At 38.5% G+C, this 23,406-nt stretch carries 20 protein-coding genes and 1 pseudogene; 11 read left to right on the forward strand and 10 right to left on the reverse strand.

Annotated elements, in window-relative coordinates; genetic code table 11:
- Positions 1-3: 3 nt before the first annotated feature.
- The 3 genes from VB733_RS08615 to VB733_RS08625 form a co-directional block, all read right to left on the reverse strand.
- Complete coding sequence (locus VB733_RS08615; RefSeq protein WP_323339671.1) at positions 4-2,301, reverse strand: ABC transporter permease; 2,298 nt, start codon at positions 2,299-2,301, stop codon at positions 4-6.
- A gap of 2 nt (positions 2,302-2,303) precedes the next feature.
- Positions 2,304-4,274 (reverse strand): ATP-binding cassette domain-containing protein, encoded by a 1,971-nt coding sequence (locus tag VB733_RS08620; protein WP_323339672.1) that lies wholly within the window; start codon positions 4,272-4,274, stop codon positions 2,304-2,306.
- A gap of 130 nt (positions 4,275-4,404) precedes the next feature.
- Positions 4,405-5,682 (reverse strand): HlyD family secretion protein, encoded by a 1,278-nt coding sequence (locus VB733_RS08625; RefSeq protein WP_323339673.1) that lies wholly within the window; start codon positions 5,680-5,682, stop codon positions 4,405-4,407.
- A gap of 251 nt (positions 5,683-5,933) precedes the next feature.
- Here VB733_RS08625 and VB733_RS08630 point away from each other — a divergent pair, with 251 nt between their 5' ends.
- The 3 genes from VB733_RS08630 (at position 5,934) to VB733_RS08640 (ending at position 7,398) form a co-directional block, all read left to right on the forward strand.
- Positions 5,934-6,617 carry an Hsp20/alpha crystallin family protein gene (locus VB733_RS08630; RefSeq protein ID WP_323339674.1) on the forward strand — a complete coding sequence of 228 codons (684 nt, stop codon included), beginning with the start codon at positions 5,934-5,936 and terminating at the stop codon, positions 6,615-6,617.
- A gap of 70 nt (positions 6,618-6,687) precedes the next feature.
- Complete coding sequence (locus tag VB733_RS08635; protein WP_323339675.1) at positions 6,688-6,855, forward strand: hypothetical protein; 168 nt, start codon at positions 6,688-6,690, stop codon at positions 6,853-6,855.
- A 366-nt stretch (positions 6,856-7,221) separates the two neighbouring features.
- On the forward strand, positions 7,222-7,398 hold the full coding sequence (locus VB733_RS08640) for a hypothetical protein (RefSeq protein WP_323339676.1): 177 nt from the start codon (positions 7,222-7,224) through the stop codon (positions 7,396-7,398).
- A gap of 200 nt (positions 7,399-7,598) precedes the next feature.
- Here the strand turns inward: VB733_RS08640 and VB733_RS08645 are convergent, their stop codons facing one another.
- The gene (locus tag VB733_RS08645; protein ID WP_323339677.1) at positions 7,599-8,669 is read right to left on the reverse strand and encodes an ATP-dependent 6-phosphofructokinase; all 1,071 of its coding nucleotides are present in this window, start codon (positions 8,667-8,669) and stop codon (positions 7,599-7,601) included.
- A 446-nt stretch (positions 8,670-9,115) separates the two neighbouring features.
- Positions 9,116-11,428, reverse strand: coding sequence for an NACHT domain-containing NTPase (locus VB733_RS08650; RefSeq protein WP_323339767.1), 2,313 nt, complete (start codon positions 11,426-11,428; stop codon positions 9,116-9,118).
- 466 nt (positions 11,429-11,894) lie between these two features.
- On the opposite strand from VB733_RS08650, the gene VB733_RS08655 reads away from it, so the two are divergent.
- Positions 11,895-12,338 (forward strand): hypothetical protein, encoded by a 444-nt coding sequence (locus VB733_RS08655; RefSeq protein WP_323339678.1) that lies wholly within the window; start codon positions 11,895-11,897, stop codon positions 12,336-12,338.
- A gap of 364 nt (positions 12,339-12,702) precedes the next feature.
- The gene (locus VB733_RS08660; protein WP_323339679.1) at positions 12,703-13,248 is read left to right on the forward strand and encodes a response regulator; all 546 of its coding nucleotides are present in this window, start codon (positions 12,703-12,705) and stop codon (positions 13,246-13,248) included.
- 79 nt (positions 13,249-13,327) lie between these two features.
- Here VB733_RS08660 and petC read toward each other — a convergent pair whose 3' ends face one another.
- Positions 13,328-13,864: a cytochrome b6-f complex iron-sulfur subunit gene (petC, locus tag VB733_RS08665; RefSeq protein ID WP_323339680.1), complete on the reverse strand. Its 537-nt coding sequence runs from the start codon at positions 13,862-13,864 to the stop codon at positions 13,328-13,330.
- 253 nt (positions 13,865-14,117) lie between these two features.
- Entirely contained in the window at positions 14,118-14,552 is a 435-nt protein-coding gene (locus VB733_RS08670) for a rhodanese-like domain-containing protein (RefSeq protein WP_323339681.1), read from the reverse strand.
- A gap of 679 nt (positions 14,553-15,231) precedes the next feature.
- Here VB733_RS08670 and VB733_RS08675 point away from each other — a divergent pair.
- From VB733_RS08675 to VB733_RS08690, 4 genes are all read left to right on the forward strand, one after another.
- Positions 15,232-16,191, forward strand: coding sequence for an orange carotenoid protein N-terminal domain-containing protein (locus VB733_RS08675; RefSeq protein ID WP_323339682.1), 960 nt, complete (start codon positions 15,232-15,234; stop codon positions 16,189-16,191).
- Positions 16,192-16,475: 284 nt separating this feature from the next.
- On the forward strand, positions 16,476-16,877 hold the full coding sequence (locus VB733_RS08680; RefSeq protein WP_096612527.1) for a fasciclin domain-containing protein: 402 nt from the start codon (positions 16,476-16,478) through the stop codon (positions 16,875-16,877).
- Between the two features lie 532 nt (positions 16,878-17,409).
- On the forward strand, positions 17,410-17,646 hold the full coding sequence (locus VB733_RS08685) for a hypothetical protein (RefSeq protein ID WP_323339683.1): 237 nt from the start codon (positions 17,410-17,412) through the stop codon (positions 17,644-17,646).
- A gap of 116 nt (positions 17,647-17,762) precedes the next feature.
- Positions 17,763-17,909 carry a hypothetical protein gene (locus VB733_RS08690; protein ID WP_323339684.1) on the forward strand — a complete coding sequence of 49 codons (147 nt, stop codon included), beginning with the start codon at positions 17,763-17,765 and terminating at the stop codon, positions 17,907-17,909.
- A 129-nt stretch (positions 17,910-18,038) separates the two neighbouring features.
- On the opposite strand, the pseudogene VB733_RS08695 reads toward VB733_RS08690, so the two are convergent.
- Positions 18,039-19,159, reverse strand: a pseudogene (locus tag VB733_RS08695) (sensor histidine kinase).
- Between the two features lie 226 nt (positions 19,160-19,385).
- Complete coding sequence (gene rppA, locus VB733_RS08700; RefSeq protein ID WP_323339685.1) at positions 19,386-20,060, reverse strand: two-component system response regulator RppA; 675 nt, start codon at positions 20,058-20,060, stop codon at positions 19,386-19,388.
- 315 nt (positions 20,061-20,375) lie between these two features.
- On the opposite strand from rppA, the gene VB733_RS08705 reads away from it, so the two are divergent.
- Together VB733_RS08705 and VB733_RS08710 are read left to right on the forward strand one after the other, a co-directional pair.
- On the forward strand, positions 20,376-21,020 hold the full coding sequence (locus VB733_RS08705) for a hypothetical protein (RefSeq protein WP_323339686.1): 645 nt from the start codon (positions 20,376-20,378) through the stop codon (positions 21,018-21,020).
- A 485-nt stretch (positions 21,021-21,505) separates the two neighbouring features.
- Positions 21,506-22,255, forward strand: a complete 750-nt coding sequence (locus VB733_RS08710; protein ID WP_323339687.1) for a choice-of-anchor K domain-containing protein — start codon at positions 21,506-21,508, stop codon at positions 22,253-22,255.
- Positions 22,256-22,547: 292 nt separating this feature from the next.
- Here VB733_RS08710 and VB733_RS08715 read toward each other — a convergent pair whose 3' ends face one another.
- Positions 22,548-23,291, reverse strand: coding sequence for a response regulator transcription factor (locus VB733_RS08715; RefSeq protein WP_096612521.1), 744 nt, complete (start codon positions 23,289-23,291; stop codon positions 22,548-22,550).
- Positions 23,292-23,406: the final 115 nt, after the last annotated feature.

Raw genomic sequence — 23,406 nt, forward strand, 5'->3', positions numbered from 1 at the left:
ATATTAACTAAGTTGATTGCGAAATTTATTACTACTAATTGCCAATAATATTATGGCGAAAAATGCTAAAGCGATCGCATGGGGATATAAAACTTCTAATCCCACACCTTTGAGGAGGATTCCTCTGATAATTGCGACGTAGTGACGTAGGGGATTTAACCATGATAAATATTGAAAAAATACAGGCATACTTTCAATTGGTGTGACTGTACCGGAGAGAGTATTCAGGGGCATATTAATAAAAAATGCCGTGAGTTGAGTGCGAATTTGAGTTGGGGAAATAGTTGCTAAAAATAGCCCAATACTAATACCTACAAATATTGCCAGACTCGAAAGGAGGAGGAATAGGGGAAAATTCCCGCGAAATGGTAGATGGAAAATTAGGCGAGATATACCCAATGCCAGAAAGACATCGAGAATTAATAATAAAAATAAGGGAGCAACTTTAGCTAATAAAATTTCCCAGTCAGAGGCAGGAGTCATTAATAATTGTTCCAGGGTTCCCGATTCTTTTTCACGAACGAGGGCTGCTGCTGCAACTAAGGAACTCATGAGGGTTAAAACTAATCCTAATACTCCTGGAACTAGGAACCAGCTACTTATTAATCCTGGGTTATAAAGGATATTGATTTGTGGTTCTATCAGGGAGAATGTGAGATTGCTAATACTATTTTTTTTATTTAATATTTGATTATATTTACTCACTATTTGGGAAGCATAACCACTGGCAATACCTGCTGTATTCGCATCAACTGCATCAATTAAAATTTGAATATCTGTAGATTTACCTTGTCGAATATTGCGATTCAATTCAGGAGGAATTACTAATCCGGCGGTGATATTGCCTTCTCTGACTTGTTTGGCAAGTTGTGTTTGATTGTCATTGTGATATTTAGTCTTAAAGACATGATTTTTTGTAAAAGCAGCTATTAATTCTCGACTGGCTGGTGTTTGCGAATAATCAACTATTCCGAGTTTGAGATTGTTGACATCGGGGCTGAGGGCAAAACCAAAGACTAATAATTGAATGGTGGCTGGAAAAATCAATAAAAATATTAATTGCCTATTACCTAAAGTTTGTTTAATTTCTTTGATAATTAGTGACCATAACCGACCAGAAAATACATGATTTAAAGTTTGATTTTTTGTAAAAATACTAGTGTCTCGATAATTTATTTGTCTGATATTATCAGAGAATTGCATTCGCCAGAGAATGCGATCGCAACCTATAAATAACAGCAGACAAAATCCGATTAATATCAAAGGAACATGCCATATTCCTCCCCATCCTGTCCCCCGCACAAAGGCATCACGGGTAATTAAAATATAATAGCGAGCAGGAACAATATAGGAAACTAAAGATAGGGGAAAGGGGATATTATCAACTGGATAAATAAAGCCAGAAAGTAAATAAGCTGTGAGAAAACCTGTTGTGGCAACACCTTGAACCGCAGCACTTTGAGTATTTGTACGACAACCCATGAATAAGCCAAAAAGGACACTAGCACTTAAATAAATTGGTGTAGTTACTAATAATGGAATTGGGTTACCAGCAAACCAAAGTTGAAAGATAATAATTCCTGGTATAATTAGAAAGATAGCTTGTATTAAACCAATAATTAGGTAGGCTAGACCTTTTCCTAATAGTAATTCTCTGGCACTAAGACTGGTAGAATAAATTTGTAAAATCGTTCCTTGCTCTTTTTCCCGCACCATGGCGATCGCACTTAATAACGAGAGGAAAATCCATAAGTTGACGGCAAATACTCCCGGTACAATATATAGAGATTCCTTGCGCCCAGGGTTAAACCACAAACGAATGCGAGGAATAATTAGATTATTTAGAGATAACAATCCTTGGTTTTGTAAGAAGAATCTGGTTGTCGCCCGAATACTATTTTTGATAACTCTGGCATTATTACCATCTGTACCATCTACTAATACTTGGATTGGACTTTGTTGACTGCGATGGATGCGATCGCTAAATTCTGGAGGAATAATTACAACTGCTTTTGCTAAACCACTATCAATAATTTTATTCGGGTTAGCTAAACTATCTCTATTGCTCAATTTTACAGGTTGAAATTGATTAGTGGCAAATAATCTTTCAATATAAGCACGACTGCTAGAACTGCCCTCAAAGTCTTGAATTGCTAGAGGAATATTTTTTGTTTCTAATCTAATCGCAAAACCAAATAAAAGTAATGTTATTAATGGTAAAGCGAAAGCCAATGCAACAGTTAATTTATCTCGTCTAAACTGCTTTAATTCTTTAATACATTGGTTGAGGATACGTTGCATAACTATTTTTGAGCGCGTTGGACAATACCAATAAATGCATCTTCGAGGGAGAAGGGAATACTACGAAAAGAAATAATTTCTAAATCTGATTCTTTTAATAAAGAATGTACTTTAATTATTTCTGCTTCGGGATTTTCTAAGACAATGTGGAGAGTAGAACCAAATAAAGAAACTTGCCAAAACTGAAAATTTAATTTCAAAATTTCATAGGCAATTTGTGCTTTATTAGTGACTAATTCGATTAATTTTCCTGGTTGTGCTGCTTTAATTTGTGTTGGTGAACCTTGGGCTACCATTTCTCCGGCAACCATAAAACCCAGACGATGACAATGTTCTGCTTCTTCGAGATAGTGAGTTGTTACTAATACTGCGGTTCCGTGATGTGCTAAATCTTCAATTAAACGCCAAAATTGTCTCCTTGCTAAAGGATCAACTCCAGATGTTGGTTCGTCGAGAAATAAAATCTCCGGTTCGTGCATAATAGAAGCACCAAATGCTACTCTTTGTTTCCAACCTCCAGGTAGTCTTTTGGTGAGCATATTTTCTTGCCCCACTAAACCGCATGTTTCTAAAACCCAATCAATTTTTTCGCGTCTTTTTTGCGGAGCAACGCCATAAACACCGCAGTAAAATTCCAGGTTTTCTACTACACTTAAATCATCATAAAGAGTAAATTTTTGACTCATATAGCCAATAAGTTTACGAATATCTGGGCTGCGTAAATTACCAACTTTACCTGCTACGGAAACTTCGCCTTTTGTTTGTTGAAGAAGCCCACATAGCATTTTCATCGTTGTAGTTTTTCCAGCACCATTTGCACCTAAAAGCCCATAAATTTCTCCATAGCTTACTTCTAAGTTCAAATTTTTAGTTGCGTGAAAATTACCGTAGGTTTTCCAGAGATTTTTTGCACAAATTGCTATATTATTTTTATTTTTTTTCGTTTGCAGATATTTTTGACTGCGGGGAAATGGGATAAATTTTGGGTCTGAGCCTTGTTGCCTGAGACGATTAACAAAGACATTTTCTAGAGTTGCTGTTGTAGTTTCAATACTTGCTGAAATATTGTGATGTTTGAGAATTTTTTTGATATATGCTGTGTCTGCATTGACATTTTTCACAAGTACATCAAGCCTATCACCAAAAGTTTGTATGTCACTTATACCTGTTGAATCTGCGTTTATAGCTGGCGACAAAAGCTGCTCTGTAACTTGTAAATTATTCGTTCGCAATTCTAGACGATGTAAACCTAAACTAGAACGTAATTCTAATAACGTCCCAATTTGATGTATTTGCCCATCATACATTAACGCAATGCGATCGCACCTTTCTGCTTCGTCTAAATAGGGTGTGGCTACAACTATTGTCACCCTTTCTTTGGATAATTCTGTGAGTACATCCCAAAACTCTCGACGAGATATGGGATCAACTCCTGTGGTAGGTTCATCTAATAGTAATACTTCTGGTTGGGAAATTAATGCACAGCATAATGCTAGTTTTTGTTTCATTCCCCCTGACAATTTTCCTACCAAGCGGTGACTAAATTTTTCTAAATTCATTAGTCTTAAATATTTAATCCGGCGTTCTTGAAATTGCTTTTTAGTAACTTGTCGCAATCCCGCAGAATAACGCAAGTTTTCCTCAATACTTAAGTCTAAATAAAGTGAAAATTGCTGTGTTAAATAACCTGTTTGTAAACGTGCTTCACGGGGAGAATTATTTAGGATTTTCACATCTCCAGCAGTTGCTGCCATCACACCACCAAGAATGTGAAAAGTTGTGCTTTTACCTGCACCATCGGGACCAATTAAACCAAAAATTTCTCCTTGTTTAACTTCAAAGTTGATGTCGCGAACTGCCGTAAAATTACCGTATTTTTTATAGAGGTTTTGAACGGAAATAATTAAATCTTGAGATTCTATTGTTAATTCTGTATTTATTCTATTTGCATCAATGTTTTGATTTAAACTCATGGTTTCATATTCACCTCAATGCATCAATTCTTTACTTTGATTTGTGATTGAATAAAATCTCAAATATTAATGAACAACCAACTTTGATTCATGTTTGCAAATTTTTGTAAAAATCAGCGATATCAACAATTTAATCAACTTCCAAATTAATATCTGCATCTGCTGGCATTCCTGGTTTAGCAAATCCATCTGGTTTATCAATACTCAATTTCACTCCAAAAACCTGCCTGACTCTATCTTGCTTAAAATAAATATTCTCTGGTGTAAAAGAAGCTTGAGTATCAATCGCGCTAACGTGGGCAGAGAAAGGTTTTTTCGGATGAGAATCCAGCCAAACTTTTGCCGTTGTTCCTACTTTAACTTTGCCAATTTCACCTTCAGGAATATAACCCCGCATATACACAGTATTCGGATTAATTACTGTTAATAAAGTTTTGCCACTACCAACAATTGTACCTGGCTCAACGCTTCTTGCCGTCACAACCCCATCAATCGGACTAATTACATTTAAATAGGCAATTTGTGCCAAGATTTGTTTTTCTGCGGCTTGGGCACTTTTAACATCTTCCTGAACTGCATTTAGTTGCGCCTTAGCGATACTTAATTGTTGACGAAGTTGTTGAATTTTATTAATGCGAATATCTGGATTGAAACTTGTAGTTTGAGCTTGAGTTAATGCACCTTTTGCCACATTTACTTGTTTAATGGCTGCGTTGACTCCAGACTGACGGGCTTTAACTGTCGATACTGCCGTTTCTAAACTTGTTTGCGCTTGGTCATATTGTTGTTTATTATATGCACCTTCTTGGTAAAGTTTTGCATATCTATCTCGCGTCATTTTTGCTAATTTTACCGTAGAAATAGCTGCATCTAATTGGGCTTTGGCTTCGCTTAATTGTGCTTCTGCTGCTGCTACTGTAGATTGCGCTTGGTCAATTTTTCCTCTAGTATCACCTTGTGATTGTTGGAGATTTAATTGTGCTTCTTCTATCTGGGTTTCGATAATACTAATTTGTAAATTTGCTTGTTGAACTTGTTGTTTTGTCGCACTAAGTTTTGCCCTTGCACCACTTAATTGTGCCTGAATTTCTGCATCATCTAACTTTGCAATTACTTGCCCCCTTGTCACTTTCTCTCCTTCTCGCACTGCAACAAAATTCACTCTTCCCGGAATTTTGGCACCAATATCGGTTTCATAACCCTCAATACGTCCACTCAGTTGCAATCCAGTAGCTACGGGACGGTATAAATAATACCAAGTTGCAACGCAGATACCTGCAACTATTGCTAAACCACCCAAAAGGAGAATTACAGGCTTTTTACCTGCTTTGGTTGTTTCCACTGGCGGTATTGCAGGTATGTCAGCTTGAGACTCATCCTGCGGTTGGGGGACTAGTTGAGTAGTCATAGTGCGAACTCTCGGTAGATGTTACAGAGTTTTTCTACTTTAAAGATTAGATTTTAAATTTGAAGAACTTGTGAGGGCAGTAAATTAGGTAGCGAACAGTTGCCTTAATCTTTGATTACAAAAATTTACAAAAAAATAAAATATATTGATCTATCCTCACAATTTCCTCAAATTATTTTCCTAACTTGATAGTAGAGCCGAAACAAGGCTCGACATCAAAAACTAGAAGCTTACTTGAGGGATATATAGATATGTCTTTAATACCTTGGGAACCACTAAAAGAACTCAATACCCTCCGTCAACAAATGAACCGCTTGTTTGATGAAATTATTCATCCAGAACAAACCCATGGCATATTCCCCAAACTGGAAAAATTAAGTTGGCATCCTGCTATTGAACTCAAAGAAGCAGACAAAGATATTATCGTTAAAGTCCAAGTACCGGGAATAGATGCAAAAGATTTGGATATCCAAGTCAGTGAAAATGCTGTTGCTGTGACTGGTGAATATCAAGAGGAAAAAACCAGTGATAGTAAAGGGTTTTATCGCTCTGAATTTAGTTATGGTAAATTTCAACGCATCATTCCGCTACCAGTAAATGTCAAACATGAAGAAGTCAAAGCAGAAGTCAAAGATGGTGTGGTGACTTTGACTTTGCCAAAAGCTGAAATATCTCAACGTCATGCAGTCAAAGTTAATTTGACAGTGCAGGAAAAAGCACGGGGAGCAATGACTGAAGAAAGATTGCATGGAGAACATTTACAAGAAACAATGCAAGAAAGAGCAACTGAGGAATTGGATAGAAGCACTACTAGCTACGTTGCAGAAGAGGCAAGAAATGCGATGACAGAAAAACGGCAACACGAAGAACATTTAGAAGATACTATGCATACTCGTGCTGCCAGTGAATTTGGTGTAGATGCAACGAAAGGATAATCTTCGAGATGCCTATTAGGGTAAAAGTCGCTATCAAAAAATCCTTTCATATTTCTCGCAGGAGGCTGTTATGAAAACTAAAGACGATTCATCAATCCAGCGAGATATATTAATCGTTTATGCTGTCACATTCCTGACAATTATAGCTGGAATAGCAGCCTGGATTGTGATTCAGCCAGCGACTAACCCTAATAGTCAACAACCATCTTCTTCAAAAGTCCTAAATTCACAAACTTGAACAAATCAAAATACGTTATCTCCGTTTTGACAGAAGCAGTTACTCGACAACAACTTGTAGATAATTTTGCAATTTTATAATTAAATTATGTCATTAATCAGAGGAATATGAATTATCACAATGTTCCAGTAGAAGTTAAAATCAAATTTCCCCTTTGGCAATACTTGAATCAACCATTAAAACATCCAAAAACAGTCATTAATCCATTCTGTTTTTGGCATAATTATAAAATTCAGCGACTCGAATATTGCTGGAATTTAGATAGAATTCAATTTCTCGAAAAATGCTGGGAGTTTGAATTGCGTTAATCTTGAATCATCCTTGCTGTAAATTCTGAAAAAATTCTGAAAACTAAAGGACAAATATATGACTAATAATACAAACACCAAAACCTTGTTCCAATCGATTAAAGAAGCTCCACAAAAAATCATTAATTTTATTTTCGGAGGATTCACACGTATTTTTACACCTAGAGACGATAACTATCCCGAAACAGGAACTCAACCATTTGAAGGTGAACCAACAGATAAAAAACATTACTAATGACAAGATTCCCGATTTCTTCCGAAGTCGGGAATTTTATCAATGCTTATTTAAGTTATTCAAAGCTACGGACGGTTGCGTCCCCCAAGCCCCCTCCAAAAAAGTCGATCTGTTTTATTCTTAACTGAACTGTATTGATTCATGCCCACGTTTGGGAAATAGCAAGCGAGACGCTTGCACTACTTATTTTTGCATGATTCCTAACTTTCTTTATTCCCTATATAAATACCCATAGCACGGGCAGTTTCCACCAAATAATGGTTTTTAGCGACATGCAAAGGACTTTCAGCTAATACGGCATCCAAAGAAACAGCCTCAACTTGCCCATTACGCCAAGCTACCATTTTGCCACTCTCTCCAGCAGCAATTAAATCCACGGCAGCTTTGCCAAAAGCGGTTGCTACCAAACGATCTAAAGCTGTAGGTATCCCCCCACGTTGAATATGTCCCAACACAGAAACGCGAATATCGAGTTCATTGTGACTGCAATTACGTATTTCATCGGCTATATATTGTCCCATACCGCAACTGGGATTTTGACATGATGCATACAAAGATGAATCATCTGCTATCTTCACCCCTTCGGCAACAACAATAATTGCAAATCTGCGTCCCCTGTCACGTAACTCTGCTAAATGTTCACATATACCCTGTATAGAATAGGGGATTTCGGGAATCAAAATTGCATCCGCACCACCAGCGATTCCCGCATGTAATGCTAAATGCCCCGCACTACGTCCCATGACTTCCACAATCATAATGCGATCGTGACTTGCGGCGGTGAATGTGAGACGATTCAATGAATCTACAATTGTATTCACAGCAGTGTCAAAGCCGATGACTCTATCTGTGAGTGCCACGTCATTATCAATGGTTTTGGGAATCGCAATAAACTGCCAATTGCCCATAGCTTGTAATTTATTCAGTATTGCTAAACTACCATCGCCACCAATCCCAATTAAAGCATCTAATTCTAAGTCATTATAACTAGCAATAATTTCATCAATTTGATTAAGTGTATCCCCTTTATTAATACTCCCAAGAATTGTTCCACCCATATTTAATAATGGATCAATCCCACGCAAATCTAACCCATGCAGCGATAAGGGAATTGCTTTTCTTTCCAATAAACCTTTGGTTGCATAGGGAATGCCCAAGACTTCCCAGTCATAGGTCAAAATTGCATGGTTGACAACTGCTCGAATTACTGCATTTAATCCTGGACAGTCTCCTCCACTTGTAAGAATCCCCAGTCTTTTTTTTAATTTCATTACATCTACCTCACACAATTTATTTTAACTAGCTTAAATTACTATAAGCAATGATGTTTTTGTTTGGTGTTTAACTTTGCCAAATCAGCATATGTTTAAATTTTGAGGAATTTGTGAGGAAATTAATCCAAATTGATTGCAATATTTCGTAATAAATTGTTTGTAATTCCTGTTAGTAGCAAAATGGGAGTATTAGAGGTTATGTATAAAGTAAACCTTAAGACCAAAGAAACCCGGTTTCTTGGATTTAAATATCAAGCATCATCTGACTTTGTTGATGAGAAACCGGGTTTCTCCCTGCACGATTATCCTTAATATTTACTTTATAAATGGTCTCTTACCAAACCAACTAACTCCCATATCTGGAGTCAGACGATCGCACAACATAATCACAACATAATCAAAATACAATCACAATACCTAATCACAAAAACAGATGAACCAACCTATTGCCATTCCCTGTCCTCAAGTTCCTTCTGAGGCAATAATAACGTTGCTTCAATTTCCTGCCTGATAGCAGCCGTTACTTCACAATTACTACGCAGGCAATCGAGTAGTAGCTGATTGGCATCATAGTAGTGTTGCAGCACCTGCTGTTGCTGTTGGCTAAACTGCCAGTGGTGGTTAATATTACGATAATTAACAATTGTCGTTTTCAATTGTTCAACCCAAGCTGAAGAATGTGCTTCCCACCATCTTTGCCATTTTTCTTGGTTTTGATTTGGATTTGGCAATTGTTCCCTCAGTTGTTCCAAGGCTTTATGGAGTCCAGCATCCAAAACAATGCCGAGAATGTTGCCCAGAGCATCTCCGCAGGCATGAGCATAGGCAAAATCTTGACCGTGGTCGATCGCAGATTCCAGCAGCAGGTTATCTAATACGGTATCCAGAAGCATTCCTTGATCGAGGGTACAAGCGAGGGCAAAGTGAGGAGCTATATGAGGACTTTGGGCAAGAGCCAGGTAAAATGCTCGACTCGTCGCCACTTTTGGTTGGGAGGGGGTAGTCAGAGATTTTTGGCTCGCCCAGGTCAAAAACTCTTGCAGGTAAGGGTCTTCGGCAACAAGTGCATCAATATGTTGCTTCATCAACTGCATGAGTCCGTCTGCACTCCGGAGCATCGCAGCTGTTAGTAAGAAGATTTCCCGCCAGTGCGGGTCAGTGATATGTTTGACTAATCCTGCCAGAGCTTGCTCTAATGCTTGGAGGTTATGGTTAGCAACAATTTTTCTGGCGGTGAAATATTCTTGAAATGCCAGATAGGAGAAGGAGAAAATTCCCCGCGCCCGTTCTGTCAGTAGCCCATGTTGCGCTTCGATCGCCTTCAGCACCGCTTCACTTTTTAGTTGCACTTCCTCTGGCTCGGTTGGCATCTCCGGTAAATTACGAATATAGTCACCAATATATTGTTCAATTACACGTTGCTCAAAGAAGTATTGACCATCTTCAAATGTTGCTGCCGCGATTTGACTCAATAACTTCAGCTTTTGTGGTAATAAAAATCCCCGATAAACATCATCCCGTTCCACACCTCTAGCTTCGTCCCATTTGCCCAAGAGCAGGTCTAGCCCTTGTTTATAAAAATCAGTCCGCTTAGTCGGAAATTTTTCTTGACCGTGGAATACCCAGCAGGCAAGATGCAAAAATAGGGGTGTGATCACGAGTTGGCGAAATTGCCAGTTTTCAGGTAAGTCTAACTTCTGAATAAACTGCACAGACTGTGCTTGCCCTGCTTGGGTGTTTGTTTTTGTGAAGGCAACAAACCATTTACGCGCAAAGGCTCGGATTTGTTCTTGGGTAAATGGGGCAATCTCAACATCGGTAAAGCCTCGGAGGGTAAGCTTTTGAGCCGCCGTTCGACAGGTTGCCACAAACCGATTTTTGTGATATTTGTCCGAAAATCTGCGAATTTCTCTTAAGACGGCATTGCTCTCTTGGTTGAGAACTTCATCCATCCCATCAAGCAATAGCAATACTCTGCCCGCAGCCAGTAAGGTTTCAATGATTGACGGGTCGGAAATTCTGGATGTAATCAACTCCTGGCGGATGTAGTTTAAGAGGCTGAATTCACCACTTACCCTCGACTCTTCAGCAAAATTCCTCAAGACAATGAAAATCGGAACCTGGTTAGCAGCAAATTTACCTTGGTTACATTGAATAGCGAGATGTTGCAAAAAGGTGGTTTTACCAACTCCCGGCTTACCTAGTACCCTGAGCTTGGAATAGGTTTCGACTGCCTGCATACCCGGTATTTGTTTCTGATCCACTTCACCTAAGCCAAAGCGGTCAAATTCCTCGGCGTTCAGGTTTTGCAGATCAGATATCTCTAACCACTGAAGGCTGGCAATTTCCTCCAAAATATTGACATCCACATATATGTCATCGATCGCCACGGGATGACTGATATCTAATAATTGTAAAATACCGCATTGGTCTTGAATTTTTTCTTGGCGTTGCGATCGCACTTGTTGCACCAAGACATCAATATCGAGGGCAGCAGCCTGGGCAACTTCTTCATGATCGGAAAATTCGGCTGGGGGATCAGCAGCTATTTCTCGCCAATTTAATTCCAAGATGGCACAAATTTCCATAAATATATGACGCTCAACTGGACGACCACTGAAAAATCGCCAAATCGGTTGTCTAGTCTTTAAATTGACTTCAAAAGCCAAATTTTCTTGAGTCCACCCTTTGCGGGCAAAAGCTCTTTTAGCCTCTTGAATCCCGGTAAGTGATGCCTGGAGCGATCGCTTGACCATAACATACAAAACTCATAATTCAAGTTGGTAATTTAAATTTTTATTAACACTATATATTTTCTCGCTTTTCTTATGTTACACAAATCCGCATCAATTTAAATCATACAAAAGTCTAATCTTAACTTTAAGTTTTGTAAATAAATCAAACACTAGACACTGATTTTATACTTCTTATACTTATTTAACCTTTACCAAAACTTTATTTCAATCATGTATCTGTCATTCTAGAAGAGTCAAGATTCAGGACTTTTCTATATATAAATAATTGCTAGCTGTTTAGAGCAATGATAGTAGATAAAAATTGATTTCTGAAGCTAATTTTATCGCTAGTCCTTTGCAGATTGGTACGGAGGTTTTTATCCCTGCAAAGTTTTTGCCGTAGACTATTAGGAATAGTTAGGGATTCAGAAATTCTAATATCAAAATATTTGAAAAATAATAAGTACTATTTTCAGGAATTATTACAATGAACCTAATAGATCGGCAAAATACGGGTTTTCTAAAATTTATCGGACAACTACCAGCCCAAGAAAATTACATCCCTGTTCAATCTTGGAATCGAGGAGCATGGTACTGGGTTGATAAAAACACTCCTTACCTACAAATTATCTCACCTGTATCACACCCATGGGATCAGGAATGGGTAATTTCACCTGTAGTAGATCGAGGGACTAAAGACCTCGTGCAATCGGCTCCATTAAGTGTTAGCTTAAAACTTGTTCCCCTTCCCTCATTAGACAAAGCTACCCCTGTGGAAATAACTCGGCAGATTGAATACGGTAAGTTTGTCCACACGCAAGAAAAACTATACTACTTTGTGACATTTATTTGTCAGGGTGACGACTCTTTGGCGGCAGATGCAAACCCACTGAGTGAGTGGGTGACATATTCGTTTTATCCGCAGGAGTAACAGTTAAATTGACAAACGACTGATTGTCTGCAACTTTCCATTAAATCTAGTTCTAAAAGTTTCCTATTGTTTCAGTGAGCGCTCATTCAAATAATTCCAATCAACACTTTTTCTTACTTTTTGTATCGTAATTTCACCAAATAAAACTAATCAGCCTAGAAATGAAGATAACAGCTTGTGATGCTGTAGAGGAATACTAATAGAGCTTAGTTGAATCTTCAATGATTGATTGCCGCTTACTAAAATTTCAACCGAGCCAGTAAAGTCAAAAGCCATACACTGTTTAAGTTGCCATCCATTAATCGCCTATATCCTCCCGCCAAGGGTCTTTAGCACTAGTTCTGAAATCCCAACTGGAGTTTCAATGTATACAAATAATGAATTTTCAACTAATATTTCATCCCTCCAAGGTCTAAGAGTGCTTCTTGTAGATGATAATGTCGATTTCTGCGATGTGATGATGCTGCTGCTGCAAATCTATGGCGTTGAGGCGCAAAAAGCTGCTTCAGCCCAGGAAGCTCTAGAAATATTCCGCCAATGGCAACCTGATGTCCTCGTGAGTGATATTGCTTTACCAAACGAAGATGGTTATGACCTGATTCAACAAATCAGAACCAAAGTAGGAGAGCGGGGGAAATCAGTGCTAGCAATAGCAGTGACAGGCTATGCCGATGAAAAGATGCTTCAACGCGCTCTGTCTGATGGGTTTGACATGTGGTTCACCAAACCCCTGAATTTTGATGAGTTTTTTGCTGTGCTTGGCAGTTTAGCGCTTTGCCAACAATCTGCATATGCGATCGCTCAACGGATTTTGGGTCACGTCCCTAGATATGATGATCTAAGTTTGGAAAAGCAGTTAGCTCCGATATTTCCAAATTATAGTAATGAGTCTTTTGAAATTCTGAACTGATAAGTCTCTGAGTATTGAAGGTATTGAATCATTGAATTTTTCTAGCTAAATTCTCCGGAGAGCCTGAGATTCCGAATCTTTAAACCCACCAGGGCTTTTCTCCAGTGCGGGGATCGGTTTCTGTCCAGGGGGAAATCAAAATGCTGTTATCAATTACGGCAACCTGGACAATCTTAAGTGGCAGAGGAGCCGGACCACGCACCACTGTTCCATCAGGAGCATAGCGAGAACCATGACAGGGACATTGAAACTGCTGATCCAGAGGATTCCAGGGGAAGGTACAACCAAGGTGAGTGCAGTTATCGACAAGTCCGATATGATCCAAGGTGTTATCTTCTTTAACAATCAGGTAGGTCGGCTCTCCTGCCAGACCTGCAACCAGGGCGCGGGTTCCCGGTGGTTCTGCTAGAATTTGTGCGGCTGGAATTAGCTTCCCCAGAATATCTTTAGCAAGAATAGCTCCCCCTGCTCCTGTTTTTTCTGCTGGAGCAATGAAAAACTTTCCGACTGGATAAAGGGCGGAACCTGCGACCGCAGCAACTGCGGCTCCGGTGATGAAGTTGAGAAGTCGTCGTCGCGATAAGGATATACTTTCGAGTGGAAGACTAGTATCCATGAGGAACCTCCCAGATTCAGATGGTGTATTTAGTTTGCAGAGTAGCTAGTTTCGCTTAAGTCGGCGATTAATTATCCGTTTTATTTTCTGGTTGTCATCGATCGCAATTTTGTGGGTTTGAAGGCTAATCTTGACTAGTACGTGAAGGCAGAAGTAAGAAGGCAGAAGGCAGAAGGAATAAAGCTTATTTCAGAAGCTTTTTGTCATTTTAGAATGGTTGCTTCATTTCTGCCGTACTGTACTAGTTATCTAGTTATAATCTGGCGATCGCTTCTCCTGCTGCTTTCCAGCCTGCAAAACTAGGTGGAAACCCCTGAACATTTTCGTAGTCCAACAAGTGTAATGTCATCACCCCCATTGCCGAGCGGTAGCCGGAGGAACAGTACAACACTACAGGGCGATCGCGTACTATTTTATCTAAATTATGAGTCAAGGTTCGCAGAGGAATATTGATTGCTTTAGGTATATGTCCCAAGCGATACTCAGAGGATTCTCGCACATCTATCAATAGAGTTTGAGGGTTCTCTAGCAGACTTTTCAACCCTTCGACACTGGCGATTGTGTAATAGCCGGCTGGAATTGACGTGAGAAAGCGATCGACTCCCAATTCTAGATTGAGGGTTTCTTCAGGCAGAGTTTGCATCCTTCCTTGAGATATTGCTCCAGTCTCCGCAAGAGTTGCTGCCATAATCGGGTTCTGCCCAACACCAATCAAGAGGCAAAACCATATAGCAAATCCCAATAATATGATTTGAATTCGCTTCTTGAATATCATGGATTACTCCTGAAAGTTTTCATCAATATTGAAGGTTTTCTCTTCTTTATCGATGTTGTGCATAAATGTATGCCCTCAGATAAATTTCATACTCTTATTATAAGTTATTTAAACAAATGATTACTAATTAAAAATCTATCCAATAATTAGAAATTCTAACTTTGATTACCTTCTTGAGAAGCAGTTAAAGTCTGTTTATCATTCCAAAGATACATATTTTAAAATATGCAATTTCATTTTTTGTTTTTTTGTAAATATTTAAGTCTTTCCAGTACAAACTATACAAAATATATACCAATCAAACACTGAATCGAACATGATTTCTAACAGCAGGATGTCATGCTAAACGTTGTGAATAAATAGTAAAAAGCTATTTAGATTACATAGTTGAGATTGTTGATATTACCGTGAAAGCTGCTTCCGACAACCAAGACTAGCAAATTACTAGATACTCTCAAAGGTACTTATCCATTTATCCACTTAATAGTTTTTAAGCTGAGAAGTATTTATATCCGGCATTTCTAAGTTAGCATCACTATTTTTGAAACACTATCAACAAATTAATGTCATTTCGTTCTGGAGATTTTGAAAAATGTCGTTTACTATCGAGTCTGCACGTTCCATTTTCCCGGAAACTCAAGTTGCTGATGCAGTTCCAGCGATCGTTGAATCATTCAATCAACTCAGTGCTGAAGAACAGTTAGCTTTACTTTGGTTTGCCTACACTGAGATGGGAGTTACAATCACTCCCGCAGCTATGTCATTAGCGAATATGGCATTTGCAGAAAAAACCCTGACTCAAATCAAGCAGATGCCAGCTTTGCAGCAAACGCAAGTCATGTGCGATTTGGTTAATCACACTAACACTCCCATCTGTCAGACTTACTCATCTTTTGGTACAAATGTCAAATTAGGTTTCTGGTATCAGTTAAGTGAGTGGATGAAACTCTCAATCGTGGCTCCGATTCCAGAAGGCTATAAACTGTCCGCAAAGGCATCGGATTTATTACAAACCATCAGTCAACTGGAAGGAGGACAACAACTCACCGTATTCCAGGATGTTGTCGTCAATATGGGATATACCCCAACAGGTGGTACTGCAAAAGTCAAAGAGCCTGTGCTTCCTCCTAAAGATATTGCACCTCGAACTAAGGTCAGTATTAAAGGCATCGATCACTTGACAGTCTTCAGCTACATGGAGAATATGAATGTCTTTGACTTTCAGGCAGCTGTGGCTTTATTTACCGAGGATGGTGCCCTAAAACCGCCTTTCCGAGAACCGATTGTCGGTCATGAGTCGATCCTCGCATATATGCGTGAAGAATGTTATGGACTCAAGCTAATGCCAGAACAAGGAGTATCGGAACCAGCAGAGGGAGAGTTTACCCAGATTAAAGTGACAGGTAAAGTCCAAACTCCCTGGTTTGGTGAGAGTTTGGGCATAAATCTCGCATGGCGATTCTTGCTCAACCCGCAAGGCAAGATTTTCTTTGTGGGAATTGATGTGCTGGCATCTCCCCAGGAACTAATGAACTTGGGTTTTGTGCGCTAGAAGAGTTTCCTGAGATTAACTCACAAATCTGAAACATTGCCCACACTCATCTGAAAGGGAGTGTGGGGAGTACATCACAGCATTGCATTAATTACATCCTCCCTTTGCTTTAGCATTGGGAAGTTTTTTTTGTGTTTAAGATGTCACTTGCTGTATCTTTGGAATGTTTTAGGAGAATCTATACAAATTATACGTTTTCAAACGCTTGCTAAAACATGATTTCTAACAGCGAGGTGCCATTCTAGCTCTTGTCCGCAGATTACACGCTTACTAGGTAAAATTAAATGGCTGATATTGTTGATACCGCCGTTAAGGCTGGTTCTTTCAGTACACTAGTTGCTGCTGTTAAAGCTGCTGGTTTAGTAGATACTCTTAAAGGAAAAGGTCCATTCACCCTTTTTGCACCTAATGATCAGGCGTTTGCCAAGCTTCCCCAAGGTACAGTAGACGCACTCTTGAAGGACATTCCCAAACTCAAAAAAATCCTCACTTATCATGTTGTTTCCGGCAAAGTGATGGCGGCTGATGTGGTGAAACTGAAGTCAGCTAAAACGGTTGAAGGTGAAGATGTGAAAATTGACGCTTCTCATGGTGTAAAGGTAAATGATGCCACAGTCACAACACCTGATGTTGCTGCTGATAACGGTGTCATCCACATCATTGATACAGTGTTGATGCCTGCATAATTTCCTGTATAGATGGCAAATCTGATATTGCTATTACTAAGTAGTTAAAACAAAATTACTTACACGAGCATTTAGTTAGTAAAAGTGCCATTGTTCCAATCAATATGTTTATGGGGTGACAACTACTTATAGTTGCTGCCCCATAATTTTCTAGATGTTCCAAAGGGATTACGAGTATTTCTAATATCATTATTTGATTTATTTCGCAATAAACATTGCAGTTTTGTCATAAAAATGTTAAGTTTGATCTATACAAGATCACAAAAACAAACAACAGAACTGGTAAAAACGGTTTAGTGATTGAATAATTCGGTAGGCTGAATAACTACGCCATCAAATCTTTGAAAGTACATGATGGATAAGCCTTGGTTTTGCTTTCTCAGTATCCAGAATAACGAGTGGAATTTTCGTTCTTGTTATTAGCAAACCTAGTCGTAATTGCTATTTTGACTAGTCTTTAGGAATTTGCACCTCACCATATAAATATAGCCTGAATACCTTTGTAGAATCTTAATTAATAAGGATAAAAACAATGACAACGAATGTTAGCTTAAATAATCCCTCTCTGCTCAGTCCTATTGTCTTCAGAGCCGATTTCAATCACTTTGAGAAAATCAACGCAACTCAAGCCTGGTCAATATTTTTCACTAGAGGTAGAGAAGATAAAGCACTGGGACGGAACCTGACAGTAGGTCGTTTTTTCAACCTCAGCTTAATGGCGATCGCGATTGCAAGTATCCTCTGGACTTTCATGTTCCAACCTTTCTAAACGCAGATGTTGATGTTGGAGGTGAATCAGTTTTACCTCCATAGTTAGTCTGGCTGCTCACAGAAATTAAAAATCAAAAATTTAGATTCAAGTCACATCAATTCAATTGGAGAATTATGATGTCAAAAGAGAGAAAAGGTAATAGAGAAGCGAAAAAAGCTAAAAAGCAATCTGATGGCACTAAAAAACAAAAGAAAGACCCTAACAGACATGATAGTCCTATAGTAGAGATAGTGAATAAACAACGAAAAACTGAATCATAAAAGTTTAGAGAATTGGATTTTTCTCGACTTAATATAAAATTCAGGATTCGGTTTCTCATCAAAAAGTTCAGATGATGCTCGCGATATTTAAATCCAAGAAACCGGATTTCTTTAGTCTGAAGATTTACTTTATAGATAACCTCTGAGAGGCAAAAGAATTTGTAAAGTGGTTCCCTGTTTGAATACACTTGTAATTCTAATTTGACCTCGATGAGATTGAATGATTTGTTGAGCAATAGCTAGTCCCAAACCAAATCCTCCGGTTTTGCGAGAGCGTTTTTTATCCACTCGATAAAATCTCTCAAAATATGTGGTAAATCAGCTTCAGGAATACCAATACCATTATCGACAACTTGAATTACAGCCCAATGTGACTGGGTAAATAATTGTAATTGAATTTGACCACCAGCAGGAGTATATTTACAAGCATTATTAAGTAAATTAATGACTGATTGAGTGAGTAAATTAGCATCACCAAGCACAGTGACACAATCATTTGGTAATTTTGTAACTAAATTAAGATGCTGTGCATCGGGCAGGGTAGCATAATCATTTGTTATTTGCACAAGTAAATCATTGAGAACAATTTCTTGCAATGATTCAATGGGTAATTGACCTTGAGAGCGTGCCAGAAATAGGAGATTATTTACTAAAATGCTCATTGATTTAGCAATCTCAAAAATTTTTTGAAAGCGCTGGCGTTGTAACTCTATATCAGTAGATTTAGACAAAAAGCCGTACTGAGAATTGCTAATAATTGCTGTTAGAGGCGATCGCAATTCATGAGAAGCATCAGCTGTAAATCTTTGCAGATGATCATAACTTTGGCGAATTGGTTGCATTGCCAGTCCTCCCAACCACCAACCAGTCAGGGCAATTACACCTAGGGTAATGGGCACTGAGATAGCCAAAACTAGCCGAAATTCAGCTAAGACGCTTTCAGTCGCAGTCATTGGCATTGCTACCTGCAAATAACCAATGAGTAAACTATTTTGGTAAACAGGTAAAGTTACCTGACGCATCCATATTTGACTACTGGTTTCAATAGTATCGAATCCACCTGATACTGAAAGGCGATCGCTAGGAATTGTACCAAAGAATTGTACTAATTGCTTTTGTTCATCATACCAACTGGCATACACTAGTTGACTATCTGGCAACGGTTGTACTAGGCTTCCTAACAATGGTACATGTTCTAAGTCTAGCTGTTGCTGACCATTATGTAACTCTGACTTGACATTTGCTGCCATGACACTAGTTTTTTTTAACAGTAATCGATCTAGTTCCTCCAGTTCGTCTATTACTTCCCAATAGTAAACTACCGCCGCAAATACAATTAAAATACTCCCCATTGTTAATGTGAACCAGCTGGCGAGATTGCGACGGCTACGATTAAACATAATATATAGTTAGTAGTTATTTAGGCGGACTTGATATTATCTCAATATTATTCATATACACTCTACAACTGTTAATTTAATTTTGTGAATTTAAGCGATAACCCATACCATAAACAGTTCTAATCCAGTCTCCGGCACCCAATATCTGTAAACGCTGTCGCAACTTACGCACTAATACTGTTAAGGCGTTGCTTTCTGGTTCCATACCACACTCCCACAAAACTTCTTCAATCTGGTTGCGAGTCAAAACCTGATTAGGATGACGCATTAGGTATTCTAATAATTGTGCTTCACGTGGGGATAATTCTACTTTTAGTTGATTTCGTTCTATGGTTAATTCAGCCAAATGCAATTGTAAATCCGCTATACGTAAGCTATCTCCTTGCCAAGTGGGGACTCTTCGTCCTAAAGCACGTACTCGTGCTAAGAGTTCGACTAAATCAGCAGGTTTAACTAAATAGTCATCTGCTCCTGCATCCAAGCCCATCACTTTATCAGCCGTGGTGTCTTTAGCAGTTAACATTAATACTGGTGAATTTTTACCGGAGAGACGATATTGGCGACACAAGTTTAACCCACTAATTGTTGGTAACATCCAGTCAACAATTAATAAATCGTAATCTTTTTGCGAAATCAGCCACTGGGCGATTTCCCCATCTTCCGCAGCATCTACAATATAGCCTGACTCAGACAAAATACCTTGCAGTGGTTCTAATTGTTCAAAATCGTCTTCTACTAGTAAAATTCGCATAACACTTTTTCGCATCCACCCTTACAATCAAATTATCATCTTTCCTTTAACATTAAATAATGTTTGCCTTCTCTATGTCTTCTATCTAATTTGAGATTTTTATTTTCTAATATTCAGCATCAGTAATCAAGCATATCTACCAATAGGTAGTTTTAAATAGAACTAAATTTGTGACTATAAAAAATAGTCAGTATTATCTAGGAAATGAAAGAAATAATAACTAATTTAGTTGACGCAAATAAACCAAATACTGTAACAGTATATTAAGTATCGCAACTATATCGTAACTATTGCGATCGCCACCAGAAGCTGGGAATGTCTAGCGACAATCCTGCATATAGCTATTCATTCTTAATTATGCCTGATTTTCGTCTACAATTTTTACTGCTATTTCTACCTTTACTACTTGTCGGAATTACTTTTTGGACTGGTAGTGATTTACTCACAAAGCATTTATTAAGTCTTTCCTATAGAACTTTAGATAGGTTGCAAGTTGATACCATTCCGCAGGTCTTGCTAACGCTAGATTTTACAGTCATTTCTGTGAAAATAGAACCGGAAAAAATGTTTACTCAAGTTGAGATTAAAACTACAAATTCCCTGCTGAAAAGATTAGAATTAGAAATTTCTAACTCCAAAATTCCCGAAGTTGCGATCGCACGAAAATTAGGAATATATCCTCAAATTAAAAAACTAGAGCTAAACCAAAAAATACAAGCAAAACTTGCCCTGAATTTGACAGCAATCAAAGCTGCAATTCATAAAAAGCCAGGATTTAGCTTTGTGGAGGTTAGAACTGCTAATAATGCTCTAAAAAAGCTGGAATTTGTATTGCCAGTTACTGAAGTGGAGATGATCGAAATTATGATTGCTCAATTATTTAATTTAGCTCCTGAAGATGTCAGAAAACTGATCAGTTATCAAGTTAAAAATCAATCACCGCTACCATCAAAACTCTAATAAAGTAGAGAAAGCCGGGAAAGTCTCAACTTTAAGTATATATACTTAAATATTGTCGAGTTATTCTCTTGTTTTGAACTTTAGTACAATTAAAATTATGTTCTAAAAGCTACTAACAATCCAGCCAATGACTACATAAACTTAAATATATTCTTCAATTCATCAATTATTTGTTACGCAAAGAAAATTTTCTTCAAGCTCAATAATTTTTATTTGACTGTTTTTGAAAAGTCTAATTGCTTGATACTTGATTGATATTGGCAATAATATATCGATCAAGTATTTTTTGTTGGCTAACTATTACTGGAAATACGAGAATCCAAGGCATCCATACAAGTCATTGTGACAAGGATTCACAAAGACAATATAAAGATTTTATGAACACCATGCTTAAGCCTTGGCAATTTCTCCGTATTTTTACTAACGTGGATTAGTTACATCTTCAAAAAGAAAAAAACTCTGGTGTAGATTTGAGACAGATGGTGATGAAACTAAGTTCTGTTTTCGGTGTTACATTATCTGCATGTACGATTACTGCTGTCGCAGCACTTGGTTTCTCAAATCAAGCTCAAGCATTAATCTTTTCAGGTAATTCTAGCGGAACATGGGGAGAACCAGACCCCGGTGCTTTTAATATTTATGCCACTTATAATGGTGTTGGGACAAATGATTTTAAATGGGGGTTATCGCTCCCCGACAATCCTAGGTTTGCGACTCCAGCTAATAGCCTCTTATTTGAGGGAACATCATTTGCATCTAACATCAACTCTTTATTTAAAATTGGAGATTTAAGTTACTACAACGGCACAGTGCCTTTGTATACTAATGTTGAGAAAGTCCCACTTAATTTGCGTCTATCCTTCAACAATCCTGTTGTCAAAACAGAGGTTTTTGAATTTGATTTTAAGTTGATCAATACACAAAATGACCCAAATATACCCATTACCGACATAGCTAATGCTGATTATGTTTTTCCCACACCAGCATTTGCCAAACGCAGTTTTAGTTATGACGGTAAAGAGTACACTCTAGAATTGACAGGTTTTAGTCAAGATGGGGGGTTGACAAGTGCCAAAGAGTTGCGTGCGATCGAAGGTGCAACAACCAAAGCCGGAATTTACGCGAAGATAAATCTTGTTCCCGCTACTGAAAAAGTACCAGAGCCAGGAGTTGTCGGTGGGCTATCTCTGTTAGGGCTTTATGTTGTGACTCGCAAAAAATTTCTCCAAAAGTAAGATTCAGGGTTCGGAATCCAAAATAGTTATACTGCGAGCAGTTAGCTAGTAGCCTTTAGCTATTAGCATTGAAGTCTAATCGGAAGGCACTATGGCGATTTAGTGAGTCCAGTTTCTAGCAGTTTTTGGTTTAAAGATGAAGTTGCTTTGGTGCGAAACATTTAGTTGATGGGTAATAAAATTTTGGGATTTTGGGTTGTGGTATTCAAATGAACATCAAAATCTTTGGCACTCGCCGAACAATTTCGGAAGAGAGTGCCATAGTTGTGTGCTAAGAGAAAACACCATATTTTTACTCAACTACAGACATTGGCGCTCCTTCTCCTGATGCTGGAGTGCTAGGCATTTCTAAACAATATCCTGCGCCGTATACAGTTTTGATGTAACGAGGATGGCGGGGGTCTGGTTCCAGTTTGGTACGTAAGTGGCGGATATGGACACGAATTGTTTCGATGTCATCATCGGGATCGTAACCCCAAACTTCGCGGAGAATTTCGCTAGGGGAGACAGTTTGACCATGACGTTGCAGCAGACAGTGCAACAATTCAAATTCCAAATGGGTTAATTTGACGGTTTCGCCAAACCATATCGCCTCAAAACGCTCAGGAACCAAGGTGAGGGGACCATAATTCAGGATTTCGCTGTGTTTGGCGGCTTGGGGGATGCGGTCTGTACGTCGCAGTAACGCCCGGACTCGCGCCAGCATTTCCTCAACTTCAAACGGTTTAGTCAGATAATCATCGGCACCAGCGTTGAAACCTTCGACTTTATCCTGAGTTTGACTTAATGCCGTGAGCATCAATACCGGGATTTCAGCCGTGCGATCGTCCCGACGCAAGCGTTGACAAACTGTAAATCCATCAACTCTGGGTAGCATCAAGTCGAGCATGATTAGGTCTGGTTGTAGCTGTAGTGCTAATGCCTGACCCTTGATGCCGTCTTCGGCTTGGCTGACATCATAGCCAGCCATTTCGAGATTGACAGCAACGAGTTCTGAAATAGCGGGGTCGTCGTCTATGACAAGAATCCTTGGCATTATGTATTGTTATGACTACTTTGTTAAAGAGAAACTAAGAATCTTTGAGTGGTGCAAAGATTGCTGTATTGATTATAAAAAAGTTTTTAAATCTAACATAAAGATTAAGATGAAA

Origin of the sequence: Calothrix sp. UHCC 0171 (assembly GCF_034931845.1) — a bacterium.
Lineage (GTDB): Bacteria > Cyanobacteriota > Cyanobacteriia > Cyanobacteriales > Nostocaceae > Brunnivagina.